The organism is Micromonospora sp. S4605, from assembly GCF_003176715.1.
GTDB classification, from domain to species: domain Bacteria; phylum Actinomycetota; class Actinomycetes; order Mycobacteriales; family Micromonosporaceae; genus Micromonospora; species Micromonospora echinaurantiaca.
The window spans coordinates 1-14,779 of record NZ_QGSW01000279.1; the positions used below are offsets into that span (position 1 = coordinate 1).

Annotated in this window: 16 protein-coding genes; 11 read left to right on the plus strand and 5 right to left on the minus strand. The window is 73.9% G+C overall.

Annotated elements, in window-relative coordinates; translation table 11 throughout:
* Positions 1–21 precede the first annotated feature (21 nt).
* The 4 genes from argF to argH are packed head-to-tail and all read left to right on the plus strand — an operon-like array spanning position 22 to position 4,194.
* On the plus strand, positions 22–1,002 hold the full coding sequence (argF, locus tag DLJ47_RS24990; protein WP_109903344.1) for an ornithine carbamoyltransferase: 981 nt from the start codon (positions 22–24) through the stop codon (positions 1,000–1,002).
* Positions 999–1,514, plus strand: a complete 516-nt coding sequence (locus tag DLJ47_RS24995) for an arginine repressor (protein WP_109903346.1) — start codon at positions 999–1,001, stop codon at positions 1,512–1,514. Before argF ends, DLJ47_RS24995 begins: the two co-directional genes overlap by 4 nt.
* Positions 1,511–2,716 (plus strand): argininosuccinate synthase, encoded by a 1,206-nt coding sequence (locus DLJ47_RS25000; protein ID WP_109903348.1) that lies wholly within the window; start codon positions 1,511–1,513, stop codon positions 2,714–2,716. Before DLJ47_RS24995 ends, DLJ47_RS25000 begins: the two co-directional genes overlap by 4 nt.
* A 14-nt stretch (positions 2,717–2,730) precedes the next feature.
* Positions 2,731–4,194, plus strand: coding sequence for an argininosuccinate lyase (gene argH / locus DLJ47_RS25005; protein WP_109903390.1), 1,464 nt, complete (start codon positions 2,731–2,733; stop codon positions 4,192–4,194).
* Positions 4,195–4,312: 118 nt separating this feature from the next.
* On the opposite strand, the gene DLJ47_RS25010 is transcribed toward argH, so the two are convergent.
* Positions 4,313–4,666, minus strand: coding sequence for an MmcQ/YjbR family DNA-binding protein (locus DLJ47_RS25010; RefSeq protein ID WP_109903350.1), 354 nt, complete (start codon positions 4,664–4,666; stop codon positions 4,313–4,315).
* Between the two features lie 149 nt (positions 4,667–4,815).
* Positions 4,816–5,235, minus strand: coding sequence for a DNA-binding protein (locus DLJ47_RS25015; protein WP_109903352.1), 420 nt, complete (start codon positions 5,233–5,235; stop codon positions 4,816–4,818).
* A 274-nt stretch (positions 5,236–5,509) separates the two neighbouring features.
* Here DLJ47_RS25015 and DLJ47_RS25025 point away from each other — a divergent pair, with 274 nt between their 5' ends.
* From DLJ47_RS25025 to DLJ47_RS25035, 3 genes are all read left to right on the plus strand, one after another.
* The gene (locus DLJ47_RS25025) at positions 5,510–6,187 is read left to right on the plus strand and encodes a DNA-3-methyladenine glycosylase (protein ID WP_109903354.1); all 678 of its coding nucleotides are present in this window, start codon (positions 5,510–5,512) and stop codon (positions 6,185–6,187) included.
* Between the two features lie 100 nt (positions 6,188–6,287).
* Positions 6,288–7,373, plus strand: a complete 1,086-nt coding sequence (locus DLJ47_RS25030; protein ID WP_109903356.1) for a WD40/YVTN/BNR-like repeat-containing protein — start codon at positions 6,288–6,290, stop codon at positions 7,371–7,373.
* A gap of 1 nt (position 7,374) precedes the next feature.
* Positions 7,375–7,650, plus strand: coding sequence for a MoaD/ThiS family protein (locus DLJ47_RS25035; RefSeq protein ID WP_109903358.1), 276 nt, complete (start codon positions 7,375–7,377; stop codon positions 7,648–7,650).
* Positions 7,651–7,688: 38 nt separating this feature from the next.
* On the opposite strand, the gene DLJ47_RS25040 is transcribed toward DLJ47_RS25035, so the two are convergent.
* Entirely contained in the window at positions 7,689–8,090 is a 402-nt protein-coding gene (locus tag DLJ47_RS25040) for a DUF3224 domain-containing protein (protein ID WP_109903392.1), read from the minus strand.
* 196 nt (positions 8,091–8,286) lie between these two features.
* Here DLJ47_RS25040 and DLJ47_RS25045 point away from each other — a divergent pair, with 196 nt between their 5' ends.
* Positions 8,287–9,426 carry an LLM class flavin-dependent oxidoreductase gene (locus DLJ47_RS25045; protein WP_109903360.1) on the plus strand — a complete coding sequence of 380 codons (1,140 nt, stop codon included), beginning with the start codon at positions 8,287–8,289 and terminating at the stop codon, positions 9,424–9,426.
* Positions 9,423–10,046, plus strand: coding sequence for an FMN reductase (locus DLJ47_RS25050; RefSeq protein ID WP_109903362.1), 624 nt, complete (start codon positions 9,423–9,425; stop codon positions 10,044–10,046). Before DLJ47_RS25045 ends, DLJ47_RS25050 begins: the two co-directional genes overlap by 4 nt.
* 68 nt (positions 10,047–10,114) lie before the next feature.
* Here the strand turns inward: DLJ47_RS25050 and DLJ47_RS25055 are convergent, their stop codons facing one another.
* Complete coding sequence (locus tag DLJ47_RS25055; RefSeq protein ID WP_109903364.1) at positions 10,115–10,960, minus strand: universal stress protein; 846 nt, start codon at positions 10,958–10,960, stop codon at positions 10,115–10,117.
* 129 nt (positions 10,961–11,089) lie between these two features.
* On the minus strand, positions 11,090–11,986 hold the full coding sequence (locus DLJ47_RS25060; RefSeq protein ID WP_109903366.1) for a universal stress protein: 897 nt from the start codon (positions 11,984–11,986) through the stop codon (positions 11,090–11,092).
* Between the two features lie 619 nt (positions 11,987–12,605).
* Here DLJ47_RS25060 and DLJ47_RS25065 point away from each other — a divergent pair.
* Together DLJ47_RS25065 and DLJ47_RS25070 are read left to right on the plus strand one after the other, a co-directional pair.
* Positions 12,606–13,973, plus strand: a complete 1,368-nt coding sequence (locus DLJ47_RS25065; protein ID WP_342447647.1) for a sugar transferase — start codon at positions 12,606–12,608, stop codon at positions 13,971–13,973.
* 104 nt (positions 13,974–14,077) lie between these two features.
* Positions 14,078–14,743 (plus strand): polysaccharide deacetylase family protein, encoded by a 666-nt coding sequence (locus DLJ47_RS25070; RefSeq protein WP_109903368.1) that lies wholly within the window; start codon positions 14,078–14,080, stop codon positions 14,741–14,743.
* Positions 14,744–14,779 lie beyond the last annotated feature (36 nt).

Below are 14,779 nucleotides of genomic sequence, written 5' to 3' on the forward strand. Positions count from 1 at the left end.
GAACACCCCGGAGACCACCCCATGAGCCCCCGGCACTTCCTGCGCGACGACGACCTGACCCCCGCCGAGCAGTCGGCGGTGCTGGACCTGGCCGCGCGGATGAAGGCGGACCGGTTCGCCCACCGGCCGCTGGCCGGGCCGCGGTCGGTGGCGGTGCTGTTCGACAAGCAGAGCCTGCGCACCCGGATCTCCTTCGACGCCGGCATCGCCGAGCTGGGCGGCCACCCGCTGGTGGTGGACACCCAGGTCACCCACTTCGGCCGGGGCGAGACCCTGGCCGACGCCGGGCGGGTGCTGTCCCGCTACGTCGCGGCGATCGTGCTGCGTACCCACGGCGACGACCGGATCGCCGAGGTGGCGGCGGGGGCGAGCGTGCCGGTGGTCAATGCGCTCACCGACGGCTTCCACCCCTGCCAGCTCCTGGCCGACCTGCTCACCGTCCGGGAGCGGTGCGGTGGCACCGCCGGGCGCACCCTGGCGTACCTCGGCGACGGGGCCAACAACATGGCCCACTCGTACCTGCTGGCCGGGACGACCGCCGGGATGCACGTACGGGTGGCCGGCCCGGCCGGCTTCGCCCCCGACCCGGCGGTGGTCGCGCGGGCCGCCGAGATCGCCGCCGGCACCGGCGGTTCGGTGAACGTGCTGACCGACCCGGCCGAGGCGGTCAAGGGCGCCGACGTGGTGGCCACCGACACCTGGACCTCGATGGGCCAGGAGGACGACGGGCTGGACCGGATCACCCCGTTCCGGCCGTACCAGGTCAACGCCGAGCTGCTCGGCCAGGCCGCGCCGGACGCGATCGTGCTGCACTGCCTGCCCGCGCACCGGGGCGAGGAGATCACCGACGAGGTGCTCGACGGCCCGTGCAGCGCCGTCTTCGACCAGGCGGAGAATCGGCTGCACGCCCAGAAGGCGCTGCTCACGTTCCTCCTCCAGGCCGCGGCCGCGGCACCGGACGCGGCGGCGCCGGGCGCCACCGCGACCAGGGAGAACCGATGACCGCCCCGCTGACCCGCGCCGCCCGGCACGGCCGCATCGTCGAGTTGATCCGCGACAAGGCGATCCACTCGCAGACCGAACTGGCCGACCTGCTCGCCGGCGACGGCATCCAGGTCACCCAGGCCACCCTCTCCCGGGACCTGAAGGAGCTGGGGGCGGTCACGGTCCGCGGCGGCGACGGGCGGGCCGTCTACCTGATCCCCGAGGACGGCCAGCGGCCGCTGCGCGAGGCCGAGGCCGCTCCGGCCCGGCTGGTGCGGCTGCTGCGCGAGCTGCTCAACGGGGTCGACTCCAGCGGCAACATCGCCGTGCTGCGCACCCCGCCGGGCGCGGCGCACTACCTGGCCAGCGCATTGGACCGAGCGGGCCTGCCCGAGGTCGTCGGCACCATCGCCGGCGACGACACCATCCTCGTCGTGGCCCGCGAGGCCGTCGGCGGGGCCGCGCTCGGCGAGAAGCTCGCCGGCTGGGCCCGCCGGGAAGAGAACGTTGAAGGGAGCACCACACCATGACCGAGCGGGTCGTCCTGGCGTATTCCGGAGGGCTGGACACCTCCGTCGCCATCCCGTACCTGGCCGAGCAGACCGGCGCCGAGGTGATCGCGGTGGCGGTCGACGTCGGGCAGGGCGGCGAGGACCTCGACGTCATCCGGCAGCGCGCGCTGGACTGCGGCGCCGTGGAGTCCGAGGTGATCGACGCGCGCGACGAGTTCGCCGCCGAGTACTGCCTGCCGGCGATCCGGGCCAACGCCCTCTACATGGACCGCTACCCGCTGGTCTCCGCGCTGTCCCGGCCGCTGATCGTCAAGCACCTGGTCACGGCCGCGAAGAAGTACGGCGGCACGATCGTGTCGCACGGCTGCACCGGCAAGGGCAACGACCAGGTCCGCTTCGAGGTCGGTCTGGGCGCGCTCGCGCCCGACCTGAAGATCATCGCGCCGGCCCGGGACTTCGCCTGGACCCGGGACAAGGCGATCGCCTTCGCCGAGGAGAAGGGCCTGCCGATCGACGTGTCGGCGAAGTCGCCGTACTCGATCGACCAGAACCTGTGGGGCCGCGCGGTGGAGACCGGCTTCCTCGAGGACATCTGGAACGGCCCCATCGAGGACCTCTACTCGTACACCTCGGACCCGGCCCAGGAGCGCGACCCCGACGAGGTCGTGATCACCTTCGACGCCGGCGTGCCGGTCGCCGTGGACGGCGAGACGGTCACCCCGTACCAGGCGATCCTGGAGCTCAACCGGCGCGCCGGCGCCCAGGGCGTCGGCCGGCTCGACATGGTCGAGGACCGGCTGGTCGGCATCAAGAGCCGCGAGGTGTACGAGGCGCCGGGCGCCATCGCGCTGATCACCGCCCACCAGGAGCTGGAGGCGGTCACCGTCGAGCGCGACCTGGCCCGGTTCAAGCGCAGCGTGGACCAGCGCTGGGGCGAGCTGGTCTACGACGGCCTGTGGTTCTCGCCGCTGAAGCGGTCGCTGGACGCGTTCATCGACGACGCCCAGCAGCACGTCTCCGGCGAGGTGCGGCTGACCCTGCACGGCGGCCGGGCCACCGTGACCGGCCGGCGCTCCGAGGCCAGCCTCTACGACTTCGGCCTGGCCACCTACGACACCGGCGACACCTTCGACCAGTCCCTGGCCAAGGGTTTCGTGCAGCTGTGGGGCCTGCCGAGCAGGATGGCGGCGGCCCGGGACGCCCGGCTGGGTGGCGCCTGATCGTGAGCACCACAATGGGTGGGGTGGACGACAAGAGCCTGACCGAGAACAGTGCCGCCACCAACCGCACCAGCCTCTGGGGCGGCCGGTTCGCCGGCGGCCCCTCCGAGGCCCTGGCCCGGCTGTCGGTGAGCGTGCAGTTCGACTGGCGGCTGGCGCCGTACGACCTCGCCGGTTCCCGGGCGCACGCCCGGGTGCTGGCCGGCGCCGGCCTGCTCGACCCCGAGGAACTGGGCAGGATCCTGGCCGCCCTGGACGACCTGGAGGCGGCCTGCGCCTCCGGGGAGTTCCGCCCCACCGTCGACGACGAGGACGTGCACACCGCGCTGGAGCGCGGCCTGCTGGAGCGGCTCGGCAGCCTCGGCGGCAAGCTGCGCGCCGGCCGGTCGCGCAACGACCAGGTCGCCACCGACCTGCGGCTCTACCTGCGCGACCACGCCCGGGGCGTGGCCGCGCGGCTGGTCGAACTGGCCGAGGCGCTGGTCGAGCAGGCCGAGCGGCACGTGGACACCGCCGCCCCCGGCATGACCCACCTGCAGCACGCCCAGCCGGTCACCTTCGGGCACTGGCTGCTCGCGCACGTCCAGCCGCTGCTGCGGGATCTGCAGCGGCTGCGCGACTGGGACCACCGCACGGCGGTCAGTCCGCTCGGCGCGGGTGCGCTGGCCGGCTCGGGCCTGCCGCTGGACCCGGTCGCCGTCGCCAAGGAGCTGGGGTTCCGCACGTCCTTCGCCAACTCGATGGACGCCGTGGCCGACCGGGATTTCGTCGCCGAGTTCCTCTTCGTCACCGCGATGATCGGGGTGCACCTGTCCCGCCTGGGCGAGGAGGTGGTGCTCTGGACCTCGCAGGAGTTCGGCTGGGTCGAGCTGGACGACGCCTTCGCCACCGGCTCGTCGATCATGCCGCAGAAGAAGAACGCGGACATCGCCGAGCTGGCCCGGGGCAAGTCCGGCCGGCTGGTCGGCGGGCTGATGAGCGTGCTCACCATGCTCAAGGGCCTGCCGATGACCTACGACCGGGACATGCAGGAGGACAAGGAGCCGGCCTTCGACGCGGTCGACACCCTCGAACTGCTGCTCCCGGCGCTCGCCGGCATGATCGCCACGATGACGGTCCGGGTGGACCGGCTGGTCGCGTCCGCGCCGGTCGGGTTCTCGCTGGCCACCGAGGTGGCCGACTGGCTGGTGCGCAGGGGCGTGCCGTTCCGGGACGCGCACGAGATCACCGGCCGGCTGGTGGCGCTCTGCGTGGCCCGGGACTGCGCGCTCGACGAGGTCTCCGACGCCGACCTGGCCGCGGTGAGCGAGCACCTCGACCCGTCGGTGCGCGACGTGCTCTCGGTCCGCTCCGCGCTCGCGGCCCGGACCACGCCCGGCTCCACCGGCCCCGGGCCGGTCGCCGACCAGCTCGCCGCCGCCGCGGACAAGCTGGCCGGCTGGCGGGAGTGGGCCGCCGAGAGCGTCGTCCCTCGCTGACTCCCCGTCGGGGGACTGCCGCCTCGGTGCTGGCTCGCCGGGCGGCAGTTCCCCCCGACGTATCCGGCAAGGCCCAGCTCGGCGTGGTCGGCGTGGCCCGGCACGGTACCGGCCCGGGTCAGGCCGTCGGCCGCTCCCGCTTCGGGAGCTTGGCCACCACCGCGTCGTACGACGCGTCGACCGCCTCGGTCAGCTCCTCGTCGTCGATCCTGCCGTCCAGTCGCAGCGTGTTCCAGCCGGACCGGCCGATGTAGGGCATCACCCGGGCGTCGTCGGGGTGCCGGTGCAGCCACTCGTCGGCCACCTCCCGGCTCGGGCCGCACTTCACCCCGATCGTCGGCGGGTTGGCCGGCGAGCCGAGGAACGCGAAGATCCGGCTGCCCACCTTGACCACCTCGTCGCCCTCCCACGGCTGGTCCAGCCAGGCACCCGGCTTCGCCAGGCAGTACGCCAGCATCTCCGCCCGCTCCATCGCCCCTCCCGCCGATCGACCCTGGCACAGTCTGCCCCAGTCTCCCCGAACCACCGGCGCACCGCCGTACCCGCCGGCGACCCGGCGATCGGATGCTGCTCAGCAGGGCCGGGAGCATCGCCGGCCCCTGCCAAGCGGCAGACGATCGATCAGTCGGTCGGGGCGGTGCGGGCGGAGACGCGTTCGAATCGTTGTTTCGCCGCCTGGGCGCTGCCGAGGCCGAGGCCGTACGCGATCGCCTGCCAGGTCAGGCCACGGCCGCGGGCCAGCGCCAGCAGGCCGGCCTCCAACGCGTCGACCTCGGCGCGCAGGTGCGGGAGCAGGGTGAGCGCCGCGGTGAGGTCGCCGTCGTCGACCGGCTCCTCGCCGGGCTCCGGCTCGGCGCCGCCGGCCGCCAACGCGGTCACCAGCGCGATCGCCTCGTACGGATCCGGCAGGTACGGGTTGGTGTGCCGCCGGCGGCGAGCCTCGGTGTCGGCGTGCCGCTCGGCGATCCGGTGCAGGGCGGCGTAGGTGCGCTCCGCGCGGGCGCGGCCGGCGTCGGGTGCGGTGAAGACGTCCTCGGTCATGCCCCGACCCCATCACATCAACGACCCGTTTTCAACATCTTATTTAATCCGCCGGGATGGACAGAGCGCCGCAAGGCGAGCCGGGGTGGACAGCGCCCCAGGCTGAGCCGGGGTGGACGGCGCCCGAGGGCGAGCCGGGGTGGACGGCGCCCGAGGGCGAGCCGGGGTGGACGGCGCCCCAGGGCGAGCCGGGGTGGACGGCGCCCCAGGGCGAGCCGGGGCCAGGCAGCGGCCCGGGCGGCCGGCGGGACGGCCGGATAGGGTCGGACCCGTGATGGCGCACTCCGACCGACGGCCGGCGGGCCTCGCCGAGCCGGCCGGCCGGGCCGAGTCGGCCGGGCTCGCCGATCTCGCCGATCTCGCCGATCTGCTCGCCGGCCCGGTGCTGCCGGCGGCCCGCGGGCTGCTCGGCTGCCGGCTGACCGCTGGCGGGGTGACCGTCCGGATCACCGAGGTCGAGGCGTACGCGGGGACCGCCGGCGACCCCGCCTCGCACGCCCATCGCGGGCGAACCCCGCGCAACGCGGTCATGTTCGGCCCGGCCGGGCACGCCTACGTCTACTTCACCTACGGCATGCACTGGTGCGTGAACGTGGTCACCGGGCCGGCGGGAGAGGCGGCCGCCGTGCTGCTGCGCGCCGGCGAGGTGGTCGACGGGCTGGCGGTGGCCCGGGCCCGGCGCCCCGCCGTACGCCGGGACGTCGACCTGGCCCGCGGGCCGGCCCGGCTCTGCGCGGCGCTCGGCATCGACCGCTCGGCCTACGGCACCCACCTGCTCGGTGACGGGCCGGTCCGGCTGCGCCCGGGCGACGCCCCGGTGCCGGCCGACGCGGTGGCCGCGGGGCCGCGGGTCGGGGTCACCGGCGCGCACGACGTGCCGTGGCGGTTCTGGATCGCCGGCGACCCGACGGTGAGCGCCTACCGCCGGCACGTGCCGCGCACCCGCCGCTGAACCCGGCGAAGCCCGGCCGCGGCGCGCTCTGGCGGTTCTGTCGGTGGGTGTGGTGATAATCACGCCGCACGCGCTCGCCGAGAGACGGAGGACAGGGGCGATGGCCACACTGCTCGCAATCGGGACGGCGAAGGGGCTGTTCCTCGCCACCAGCACGGACGACCGGCGCAGCTGGGAGGTGAGCGGCCCGCACTTTCCGATGACCGGCGTCTACGCGGTCGCCATCGACACCCGGCGGGCCACGCCCCGGCTGCTGGCCGGCACCACCAGCTCGCACTTCGGCCCCAGCGTCGCCACCAGCGACGACCTCGGCGCCTCCTGGCACGAGCCGGACGAGGCACCGGTGGCCTTCCCGGCCGACACCGGAGCCACCCTGGGCCGGGTCTGGCAGCTCACCCCGGCCGGCGCCGACCAGCCCGACGTCGTCTGGGCCGGCACCGAACCGTCCGCGCTGTTCCGCTCCGACGACGGCGGGATCAGCTACCAGCTGGTCCGCGCGCTCTGGGAGCACCCGCACCGCGAGCAGTGGGGCGCGGGCTTCGGCGGCCAGGCGGTGCACACCGTGCTGCCGCATCCCGGCGACGCCGACCGGCTCCTGGTGGCGATGTCCACCGGCGGTGTCTACCGGTCGACCGACGGCGGTGCCAGCTGGGCGCCGGGCAACACGGGCATCCGGGCCTACTTCCTGCCCGACGAGTGGCCCGAGTTCGGGCAGTGCGTGCACAAGGTCGCCCGGGACGCCGGCAGCCCCGACCGGCTCTACGCGCAGAACCACCACGGCGTCTACCGCTCCGACGACGACGGGCGCACCTGGTCGTCGATCGCCGACGGCCTGCCCAGCGACTTCGGCTTCCCGATCGTGAGCCTGCCGGGCCGCCCCGACTCGGTCTTCACCTTCCCGCTCGCCGCCGACAGCGAGCGCTTCCCGGCCGACCGGCGCTGCCGGGTCTTCCGCTCGTCCGACGCCGGCGCCACCTGGCAGCCGGCGAGCACCGGCCTGCCGGAGGGGCCGTTCTATCCGGCGGTGCTGCGCGACGCGATGTGCGCCGACGACGCCACCCCCGGCGGCGTCTACTTCGGCACCCGCTCCGGCGAGGTCTACGCCAGCCGCGACGAGGGCGACTCCTGGTCCCGGGTGGCCGCGCACCTGCCCGACGTGCTCTGCGTCCGGGCCGCGGAGGTGTGACGTGGTCACCGTGCTGGTGCCCGGCCCGCTGCGCGGCGAGGCCGGGGGCGCGAGCCGGCTGACCGTGGCCGCGTCGGGCACCCTGCGGGCCGTCCTCGACGACCTGGCCGGCTCCTGGCCCCGGTTGGCCCGACGGATCCGCGACGAGCGGGGCGAGCTGCGCCGCTACGTCAACGTCTACGTCGACGGGGAGGACTGCCGGCACCTCGGCGGGCTGGACGCCCCGGTGCCCGACGCGGCCGAGGTGCAGGTGCTGCCCTCGGTCGCCGGTGGCTGACCGCCGGCGCGGTCAGCCACCGCTCGCACCGGTGGGTGTCAGTCGAGCAGGTAGTCCAGCTGGTAGGTGTGGCCGCCGTCCGGGCCGACCACGATCTGCCCGCCGCCGCGCAGACCGCGCAGCTCGTCGGTGGCCGAGTCGGGCACCACCGTCCAGGACAGCCGCGACCCGGTCTCGGTGTCGCTGCCCGCGGTGTGGTGCAGCACGAAGCTGCCCCGGCGCCCGGCCAGGGTGCCGGTGAACCGCTCGAACCCCACGTACGCGGCGGAGGACTCGACCGGCGTGCGGCACATCAGGATCCGGGTGACGCTCGTGCCGACCAGGTCACCGGTGAACGACTTGGTGATCCGGGCCTCGGCGAGCGTGCCGCCGCCGGCCTCGTCGTACGGTTCCTCGTTCCAGCTGTCCAGCGTGAAGCCGCCCGTGGCGCGTTCGCTCATGCGGGTCATCCTGCCGGGCAAGGCTGACATCTTCCGTCAGGTACCTGGGAAGCGCTGACGAGGCTCCGAGGCGTGGGCCGACGTGACGCCCGCCACCGCCGACCCCACCGCCGGCGGAATAGTTGACTCGTCAAATATGTTGTGGGGTGCGTCCGGGTGCCACGCCGGCCCCGGCGGACAACGCGAGGAGCTGGTCATGCAGTTCGGAGTCTTCACCGTCGGCGACGTCACGGTCGACCCGACCAACGGTCGGGAGCCGACCGAGCATGAGCGGATCAAGGCGATGGTGACCATCGCGCTCAAGGCCGAGGAGGTCGGCCTCGACGTCTTCGCCACCGGCGAGCACCACAACCCGCCGTTCGTTCCCTCGTCGCCCACCACCATGATGGGCTACATCGCGGCCCGGACGTCCCGGCTACTGCTCTCCACCGCCACCACCCTGATCACCACCAACGACCCGGTGAAGATCGCCGAGGACTACGCGATGCTGCAGCACCTGGCCGACGGCCGGGTGGACCTGATGATGGGTCGCGGCAACACCGGCCCGGTCTACCCGTGGTTCGGGCAGGACATCCGCAACGGCATCCCGCTCGCGATCGAGAACTACGACCTGCTGCGCCGGCTCTGGCGCGAGGACGTGGTGGACTGGAAGGGCCGGTTCCGCACCCCGTTGCAGTCGTTCACCGCGACGCCGCGCCCGCTCGACGGCGTGCCGCCGTTCGTCTGGCACGGCTCGATCCGCAGCCCCGAGATCGCCGAGCAGGCCGCCTACTACGGGGACGGCTTCTTCGCCAACCACATCTTCTGGCCCAAGGAGCACACCCAGCGGATGGTCGGGCTCTACCGGCAGCGCTTCGAGCACTACGGCCACGGCTCCGCCGACCAGGCCATCGTCGGGCTCGGCGGGCAGGTGTTCATGCGCCGCAACTCCCAGGACGCGGTCCGCGAGTTCCGGCCGTACTTCGACAACGCGCCGGTCTACGGGCACGGCCCGTCGCTGGAGGAGTTCACCGCGCAGACCCCGCTGACCGTGGGCAGCCCGCAGCAGGTCATCGACCGGACCCTCGGCTTCCGCGACTACGTCGGGGACTACCAGCGGCAGCTGTTCCTGATCGACCACGCCGGCCTGCCGCTGAAGACGGTGCTGGAGCAGCTCGACATCCTCGGCGAGGAGGTGGTCCCGGTGCTGCGCAAGGAGTTCGACACGCTGCGTCCGGCGCACGTGCCGGAGGCGCCCACGCACGCCTCGCTGGTCGCCGCGGCGGGCGGCGCCAAGGATGGCACGGTGCACGCCGTGGACGACGTCACCGGCAAGGCCCCCGGGGCGGCCCGATGAACCGTCGCACCCTCGCCGTCGTCTCGGCCGGCCTCAGCCAGCCGTCGTCGACCCGGCTCCTCGCCGACCAGCTCGCCGCGGCCACCCGCGACGCGCTGGCCGGGCGGGGAGAGGCCGTCGACGTGCACCCGGTCGACCTGCGCGAGCACGCCCACGACGTGGTGAACCACCTGCTCACCGGCTTCCCGTCGGAGTCGCTGCGGGCGACACTGGACACGGTCACCGGGGCGGACGGGCTGATCGCCGTCACGCCGATCTTCAACGCGTCGTACAACGGGTTGTTCAAGTCGTTCTTCGACCTGGTCGACGCCGAGGCCCTGGCCGACCGGCCGGTGCTGGTCGCCGCGACCGGTGGCACGGCCCGGCACTCGCTCGCCCTGGAGCACGCGCTCCGGCCGCTGTTCGCGTACCTGCACGCGGTGGTGGTGCCGACGGCGGTCTTCGCCGCTCCGGAGGACTGGTCCGGCGGCGCGGCCGACGGGGCGCTGCGGCGCCGGATCGACCGGGCCGCCGCCGAACTGGCCGAACAGATCCACCGGCGGCCGGTCTCCACCGGCCCGGCCGACCCGTTTGCCCTCACCACCAGCTTCGAGGACCTGCTCGGCCGAGCCGACGGCTGACCGACAACCACGTACCCCCCGAGGCCACGCCGTCAGGGGCGGTGTGGTCCCGGGGTGCCGTGCCTCGGTCAGCGGGCGTGGCCGTAGGGGTGGGCGACCAGCACCGGACAGTGCGCATGCTGCACCACGGCCTGGCTGACCGACCCGAGCAGCATGCCGGTGAACCCGCCGCGGCCCCGCGAGCCGACCACCACCAGGGCGGCGTCCCGGCTCGCGTCGATCAGGGCCTGCCCAGGGCCGGCCGCGCGCAGCACACGTTCCTCGACGGCCACTCCGGGATGGCTGCCGCGCACCGCTGCGGCGGCGGTGGCCAGCAGGTCGCCCAGCTCCGGCGGCGCGGTGGGGTCCCCGTCCGGCGCGACGTGCACCAGCACCAGGCCGGCCTGCCGGCGGGCCGCCTCGTCGGCGGCGTACCCGACGGCCAGCTCCGCCGACTCGGATCCGTCCACCCCCACCAGCACCGGCCCGGTGGTCGGCACCGGCTGCTCGGCGGGCCGGACCACCAGCACCGGGCAGTGCGCGTGCGCGGCGACCTGGCTGCCGACCGAGCCGAGCAGCAGTCCGGCGAAACCGCCGTGGCCCCGGCTGCCCACCACCACCAGTTCCGCCCGCTTCGACTCCTCGACCAGCGTGGCCCCCGGCCCGCCGGCGACCTGGCGTGCCTCGACGGTCAGCCCCGGCCAGCGCCCGACCAGATCGGTGGCGGTCTGCGCCAACATCTTCTGCGCCTCCTCGGTCGGTGCCGGGATGCCCACGTCGTACGGGTTGAGCGGCACGCCGTATCCGAGCGGGTGCAGGTAGCCGTGCACCAGGTGCAGCGGCCGACCCCGGCCCACCGCCGCCTGCGCGGCGTGCTCCGCCGCCACCAGGCTCGACGGGGAGCCGTCCACTCCCACCACGACAGGTCGGTTCATCTGCCCTCCAGGTCCTCGATCAGGTCATTGTCCGGGCGCGGCCCGCGGCCGGTCGAGGTTTCCCCGTACCCGCCGCCGGGCGCGCCGCCGCGCCGGCCGGGGGACCGGCCGGCGCGGGCGCGCGAGGGATCAGGACCCGTCGGCGGTACGCCGCCGTCGCACGATCGCCAGCGGCGAGTGCGCGTGGTGCAGCACCGCGTGGCTGACCGACCCGAGCAGCAACCCGGTCAGCGCACCCCGGCCGTACGCCCCGACGACCACCAGTTGCGCGGTCCTGGACTCCTCGATCAGCGCCCGGGCCGGTGAACCCCGCACCAGCCGGCGCTGCACCGGCACGTCCGGGTAGCGCTCGGACCAGCCGGCCAGCGACTCGGCGAGCACGCGCTCCTCCTCGTCACCGAACGCCTCGACGTCGTAGACCAGCGGCAGGATCTCACCCGGACCGACCGGCGTCGGGTAGAGCCAGGCGTGCACCGCGACCAGCGGGGCACCCCGCCGGGACGCCTCCTCGAATGCGAACCCGACCGCCTCGGTGGACAGGTCGGAACCGTCCACGCCCACCACCACCGGGCCGTCGGCCCGCGGCTCGCCCCGGACCACCAGCACCGGGCTCTGCGCCCGGGCGGAGACCTGCACGGTGACCGACCCGATCAGCAGGCCGGCGAATCCGCCGAGCCCGCGGTGGCCGAGCACCACCAGGGCGGCGTCGCGGGACTCGTCCAGCAGCACCGGAGTGGCCGCGCCGTCGACCACGGCGCCGGTGACCCGTACCTCCGGGGCGACCTTGGCGGCCTCGGCCATCGCCTCGTCGACGTAGCGCTCGGCCTGGTTGCGCAGCCCGCCGTCGGCCGGTCCACCCGGCACCGGTCCCAGCGGGGTGTTCATCAGCGGCCAGATGAACGCGTGCACGATCCGCAGCGGACGCTGCCGGTACTCCGCCTCCCGCGCGGCCACCCGCACCGCGTCCAGCGCGGCGGCGGAACCGTCCACACCCACCACGACGGGGGCACCGGATTCGATGGTCATGCCGTCCTCCTTCGTTCGGCTCCAGTCTGCCCGTACCCGCGGCGCCGGGTCAGTGCCGGTGGTCCCGTCCACCGGGCCGTTGGTCCCGGCGTGGCCGGCAGCCGGCCGATCGGGGGTCGGCGAAGCGATCACGCGCCGACATCGAGCGGCCGAGCCGTCATCCTTTTCCGGCCATCCGAAAGTGCGGCCCGGGCGCGCCCCGAGGGTGATCTCCGGCACCTGGACGGACCATTGCCGCCAGCCGGGTCGGTGCCCCACGCAACGATCCGCACGGTTTCTGTTGTCGGCAACTGGACTTTGCGCCGGTAAAAGCGAAACTGTTCTGGCGAAGTGCGCCCGGATCACCCATCCTCAGATTGGCCGGTATCGCACAGGCGCTTCCCGGGCCGACCATTTCCGGCTGCGCTTCATTGCGCGTACCGCACCATTTCAAGCCGACGAGGGACGCACGGCGGACGGCTGGTCGACGAGCGATGGAGGCTGCGTGAACTCGGTGGAGGTTGCCCCGGTCGTCGACTCCGCCGCCGCCCTGGCGCCGATCTCGCCGGCTCCGGCCCGACCGGGTCGCGGTGGCTGGCAGTCCCGTTACGTCGCCACTCTGTGTCTGGTCGACCTGGCGGTGGGACTCGTTTCGGCGGCGGCGGCCATGGTTGGTCGGTTCGGCCAGGAAACGGCCGAGCCGGTTAACCGCGGCCATCTCTGGCTCACCATTACTCTCCCATTCGCGTGGATACTCGTCCTGACCCTCAACCGAGCGTACGAAACACGCTATCTATTCGTCGGAAATGACGAGTACGCACGGGTGTTCCGGTCCGGTCTCGCGCTGATCGCCACGCTGGCCGTCGTTTCGCTCGCGTTCGATTTCCCGCTCGCCCGAGGCTACGTGGTGGTCGCGATGCCGTTGACCACCGTCGCCGGAGTCGCGATGCGGTACCTCGTCCGGCAGCGCCTGCACCGGTCGTGGGCCCGGGGGGACCGGCTGCACCGGGTGATCCTGGTCGGGCACGAGGTGGCGGTCGCCGAGATGACCAGGAGGCTGCGCCGCGAGCGCTACCACGGGCTGGGGGTGGTCGGCGCCTGCCTGCCGTACGGAGTCGCCGATCCGCTGCGGCCGCGGGCGGCCGGCCCGCTGCCACCGGTGCTCGGCACGTTCGAGGACGTGGCCTCCGCCGTCGCCCGGTCCGGAGCGGACACCGTCGTGGTGCTGTCCTGCCCCGAGATGGCCGGAGCCGCCCTGCGCCGGCTGGGCTGGCAACTGGAACGCGACGAGGTCGCCCTCATCGTGGCCAGCAGCCTGGTCGACGTGACCGGGGACCGCACCACCATCCGTCCGGTCGACGGGCTGCCGATGCTGCACGTCGAGCACCCGCGGCTCAAGGGCGGCCCGCGGTTCGTCAAGGCGGTCACCGACCGGGTCTCGGCGCTGCTGTTGCTGGTGCTCGCCGCGCCGCTGCTCGCCGCGATCACCCTGCTGATCCGGCTGAGCCCGGACGCCGGTGGACCGGCGATCTTCCGTCAGGAGCGGGTCGGCCGCAACGGCCGCCTCTTCGTCATCTACAAGTTCCGGACGATGTACCTGGACGCCGAGGACCGGCTGGCGGACCTGTTGCACCACAACGAGACCGACGGCGAGCTGTTCAAGATGCGGGACGACCCGCGGGTGACCCCGGTCGGGCGTTGGCTGCGCCGGCTGTCGCTGGACGAACTGCCGCAGTTGGTCAACGTGGTCCGGGGGGACATGTCACTGGTCGGGCCGCGGCCGCCGCTGCCCCGGGAGGTGGCCAACTACCCACCGGACATGCGGCGGCGGCTGGTGGTCAAGCCCGGCCTGACCGGGCTGTGGCAGGTGTCCGGCCGGTCCGATCTGTCCTGGGAGGAGTCCATCCGGCTGGACCTGTCCTACGTGGAGAACTGGTCGTTGACGATGGACCTGGCGATCCTGGTCCGCACGCTGAGCGCCGTCATCCGCAGCTCCGGCGCGTACTGACCGGTCAGGTGGCGGCCGGAATGCGGACGGTCGGCCGACTGCCCCGGGTCAGCGCGGCCGGTTGAATGATCCTCGATCCCCGTCGTACCCGGCACAGGAGCGCCATGACCGACCACCGCGTGATCAACATCCTGTTCCACGGGATCGGTAGGCCGCGCCGGGAGCTGGAGCCGGGGGAGGACCGCTACTGGGTGACCGTCGACCGGTTCCACGCGATCCTCGACGAGGTCGTCTCGTGGCCGCGGGCCCGGCTCAGCTTCGACGACGGCAACGCCTCGGACCTGGAGGTGGGGCTGCCCGCCCTGCTCGAACGGCAGGCGAACGCCACCTTCTTCCTCATCGCCGGGCGGCTGGGCGAGCCGGGCAGCGTGGGCGCCGACGGCGTCCGGGAACTGCGGCGGCACGGGATGCCGGTAGGCAGCCACGGCATGTGGCACCGGCCGTGGCGCGGCCTCACCCCGCAGCAGGCGACCGAGGAGTTCCACACCGCCCGGGACCGGATCGCCGAGCTCACCGGCGAGCCGGTCGACCAGGCCGCCTGCCCCCTCGGCCGGTACGACCGGGCCGTGCTGTCCCGGCTGCGGGCGGCCGGCTACACCCGGGTGTTCACCAGCGACCGGCGGCCGGCCCGCGCCGGCGCGTGGCTGCAACCGCGCTACAGCGTCCGGGCCGAGGACACCCCCGAGAGCCTGCGCGACATCGTCTTCGGGCCGGGGCTGCTCGGCCGGGCCCGCGCCAGCGCGGTCGGGCTGGTCAAGCGCTGGCGTTAGGGCCGGGTCGGCGCACGCCCCGCCGCGCCGGAGGCT

Bases quoted from the DNA above. Each gene is read 5' to 3' on its own strand.
- argF (WP_109903344.1), top strand. From the start codon at position 22: ATGAGCCCCCGGCACTTCCTGCGCGACGACGACCTGACCCCCGCCGAG.
- DLJ47_RS24995 (WP_109903346.1), top strand. From the start codon at position 999: ATGACCGCCCCGCTGACCCGCGCCGCCCGGCACGGCCGCATCGTCGAG.
- DLJ47_RS25000 (WP_109903348.1), top strand. From the start codon at position 1,511: ATGACCGAGCGGGTCGTCCTGGCGTATTCCGGAGGGCTGGACACCTCC.
- argH (WP_109903390.1), top strand. From the start codon at position 2,731: ATGGGTGGGGTGGACGACAAGAGCCTGACCGAGAACAGTGCCGCCACC.
- DLJ47_RS25010 (WP_109903350.1), bottom strand. From the start codon at position 4,666: ATGGAGCGGGCGGAGATGCTGGCGTACTGCCTGGCGAAGCCGGGTGCC.
- DLJ47_RS25015 (WP_109903352.1), bottom strand. From the start codon at position 5,235: ATGACCGAGGACGTCTTCACCGCACCCGACGCCGGCCGCGCCCGCGCG.
- DLJ47_RS25025 (WP_109903354.1), top strand. From the start codon at position 5,510: ATGGCGCACTCCGACCGACGGCCGGCGGGCCTCGCCGAGCCGGCCGGC.
- DLJ47_RS25030 (WP_109903356.1), top strand. From the start codon at position 6,288: ATGGCCACACTGCTCGCAATCGGGACGGCGAAGGGGCTGTTCCTCGCC.
- DLJ47_RS25040 (WP_109903392.1), bottom strand. From the start codon at position 8,090: ATGAGCGAACGCGCCACGGGCGGCTTCACGCTGGACAGCTGGAACGAG.
- DLJ47_RS25045 (WP_109903360.1), top strand. From the start codon at position 8,287: ATGCAGTTCGGAGTCTTCACCGTCGGCGACGTCACGGTCGACCCGACC.
- DLJ47_RS25050 (WP_109903362.1), top strand. From the start codon at position 9,423: ATGAACCGTCGCACCCTCGCCGTCGTCTCGGCCGGCCTCAGCCAGCCG.
- DLJ47_RS25055 (WP_109903364.1), bottom strand. From the start codon at position 10,960: ATGAACCGACCTGTCGTGGTGGGAGTGGACGGCTCCCCGTCGAGCCTG.
- DLJ47_RS25060 (WP_109903366.1), bottom strand. From the start codon at position 11,986: ATGACCATCGAATCCGGTGCCCCCGTCGTGGTGGGTGTGGACGGTTCC.
- DLJ47_RS25070 (WP_109903368.1), top strand. From the start codon at position 14,078: ATGACCGACCACCGCGTGATCAACATCCTGTTCCACGGGATCGGTAGG.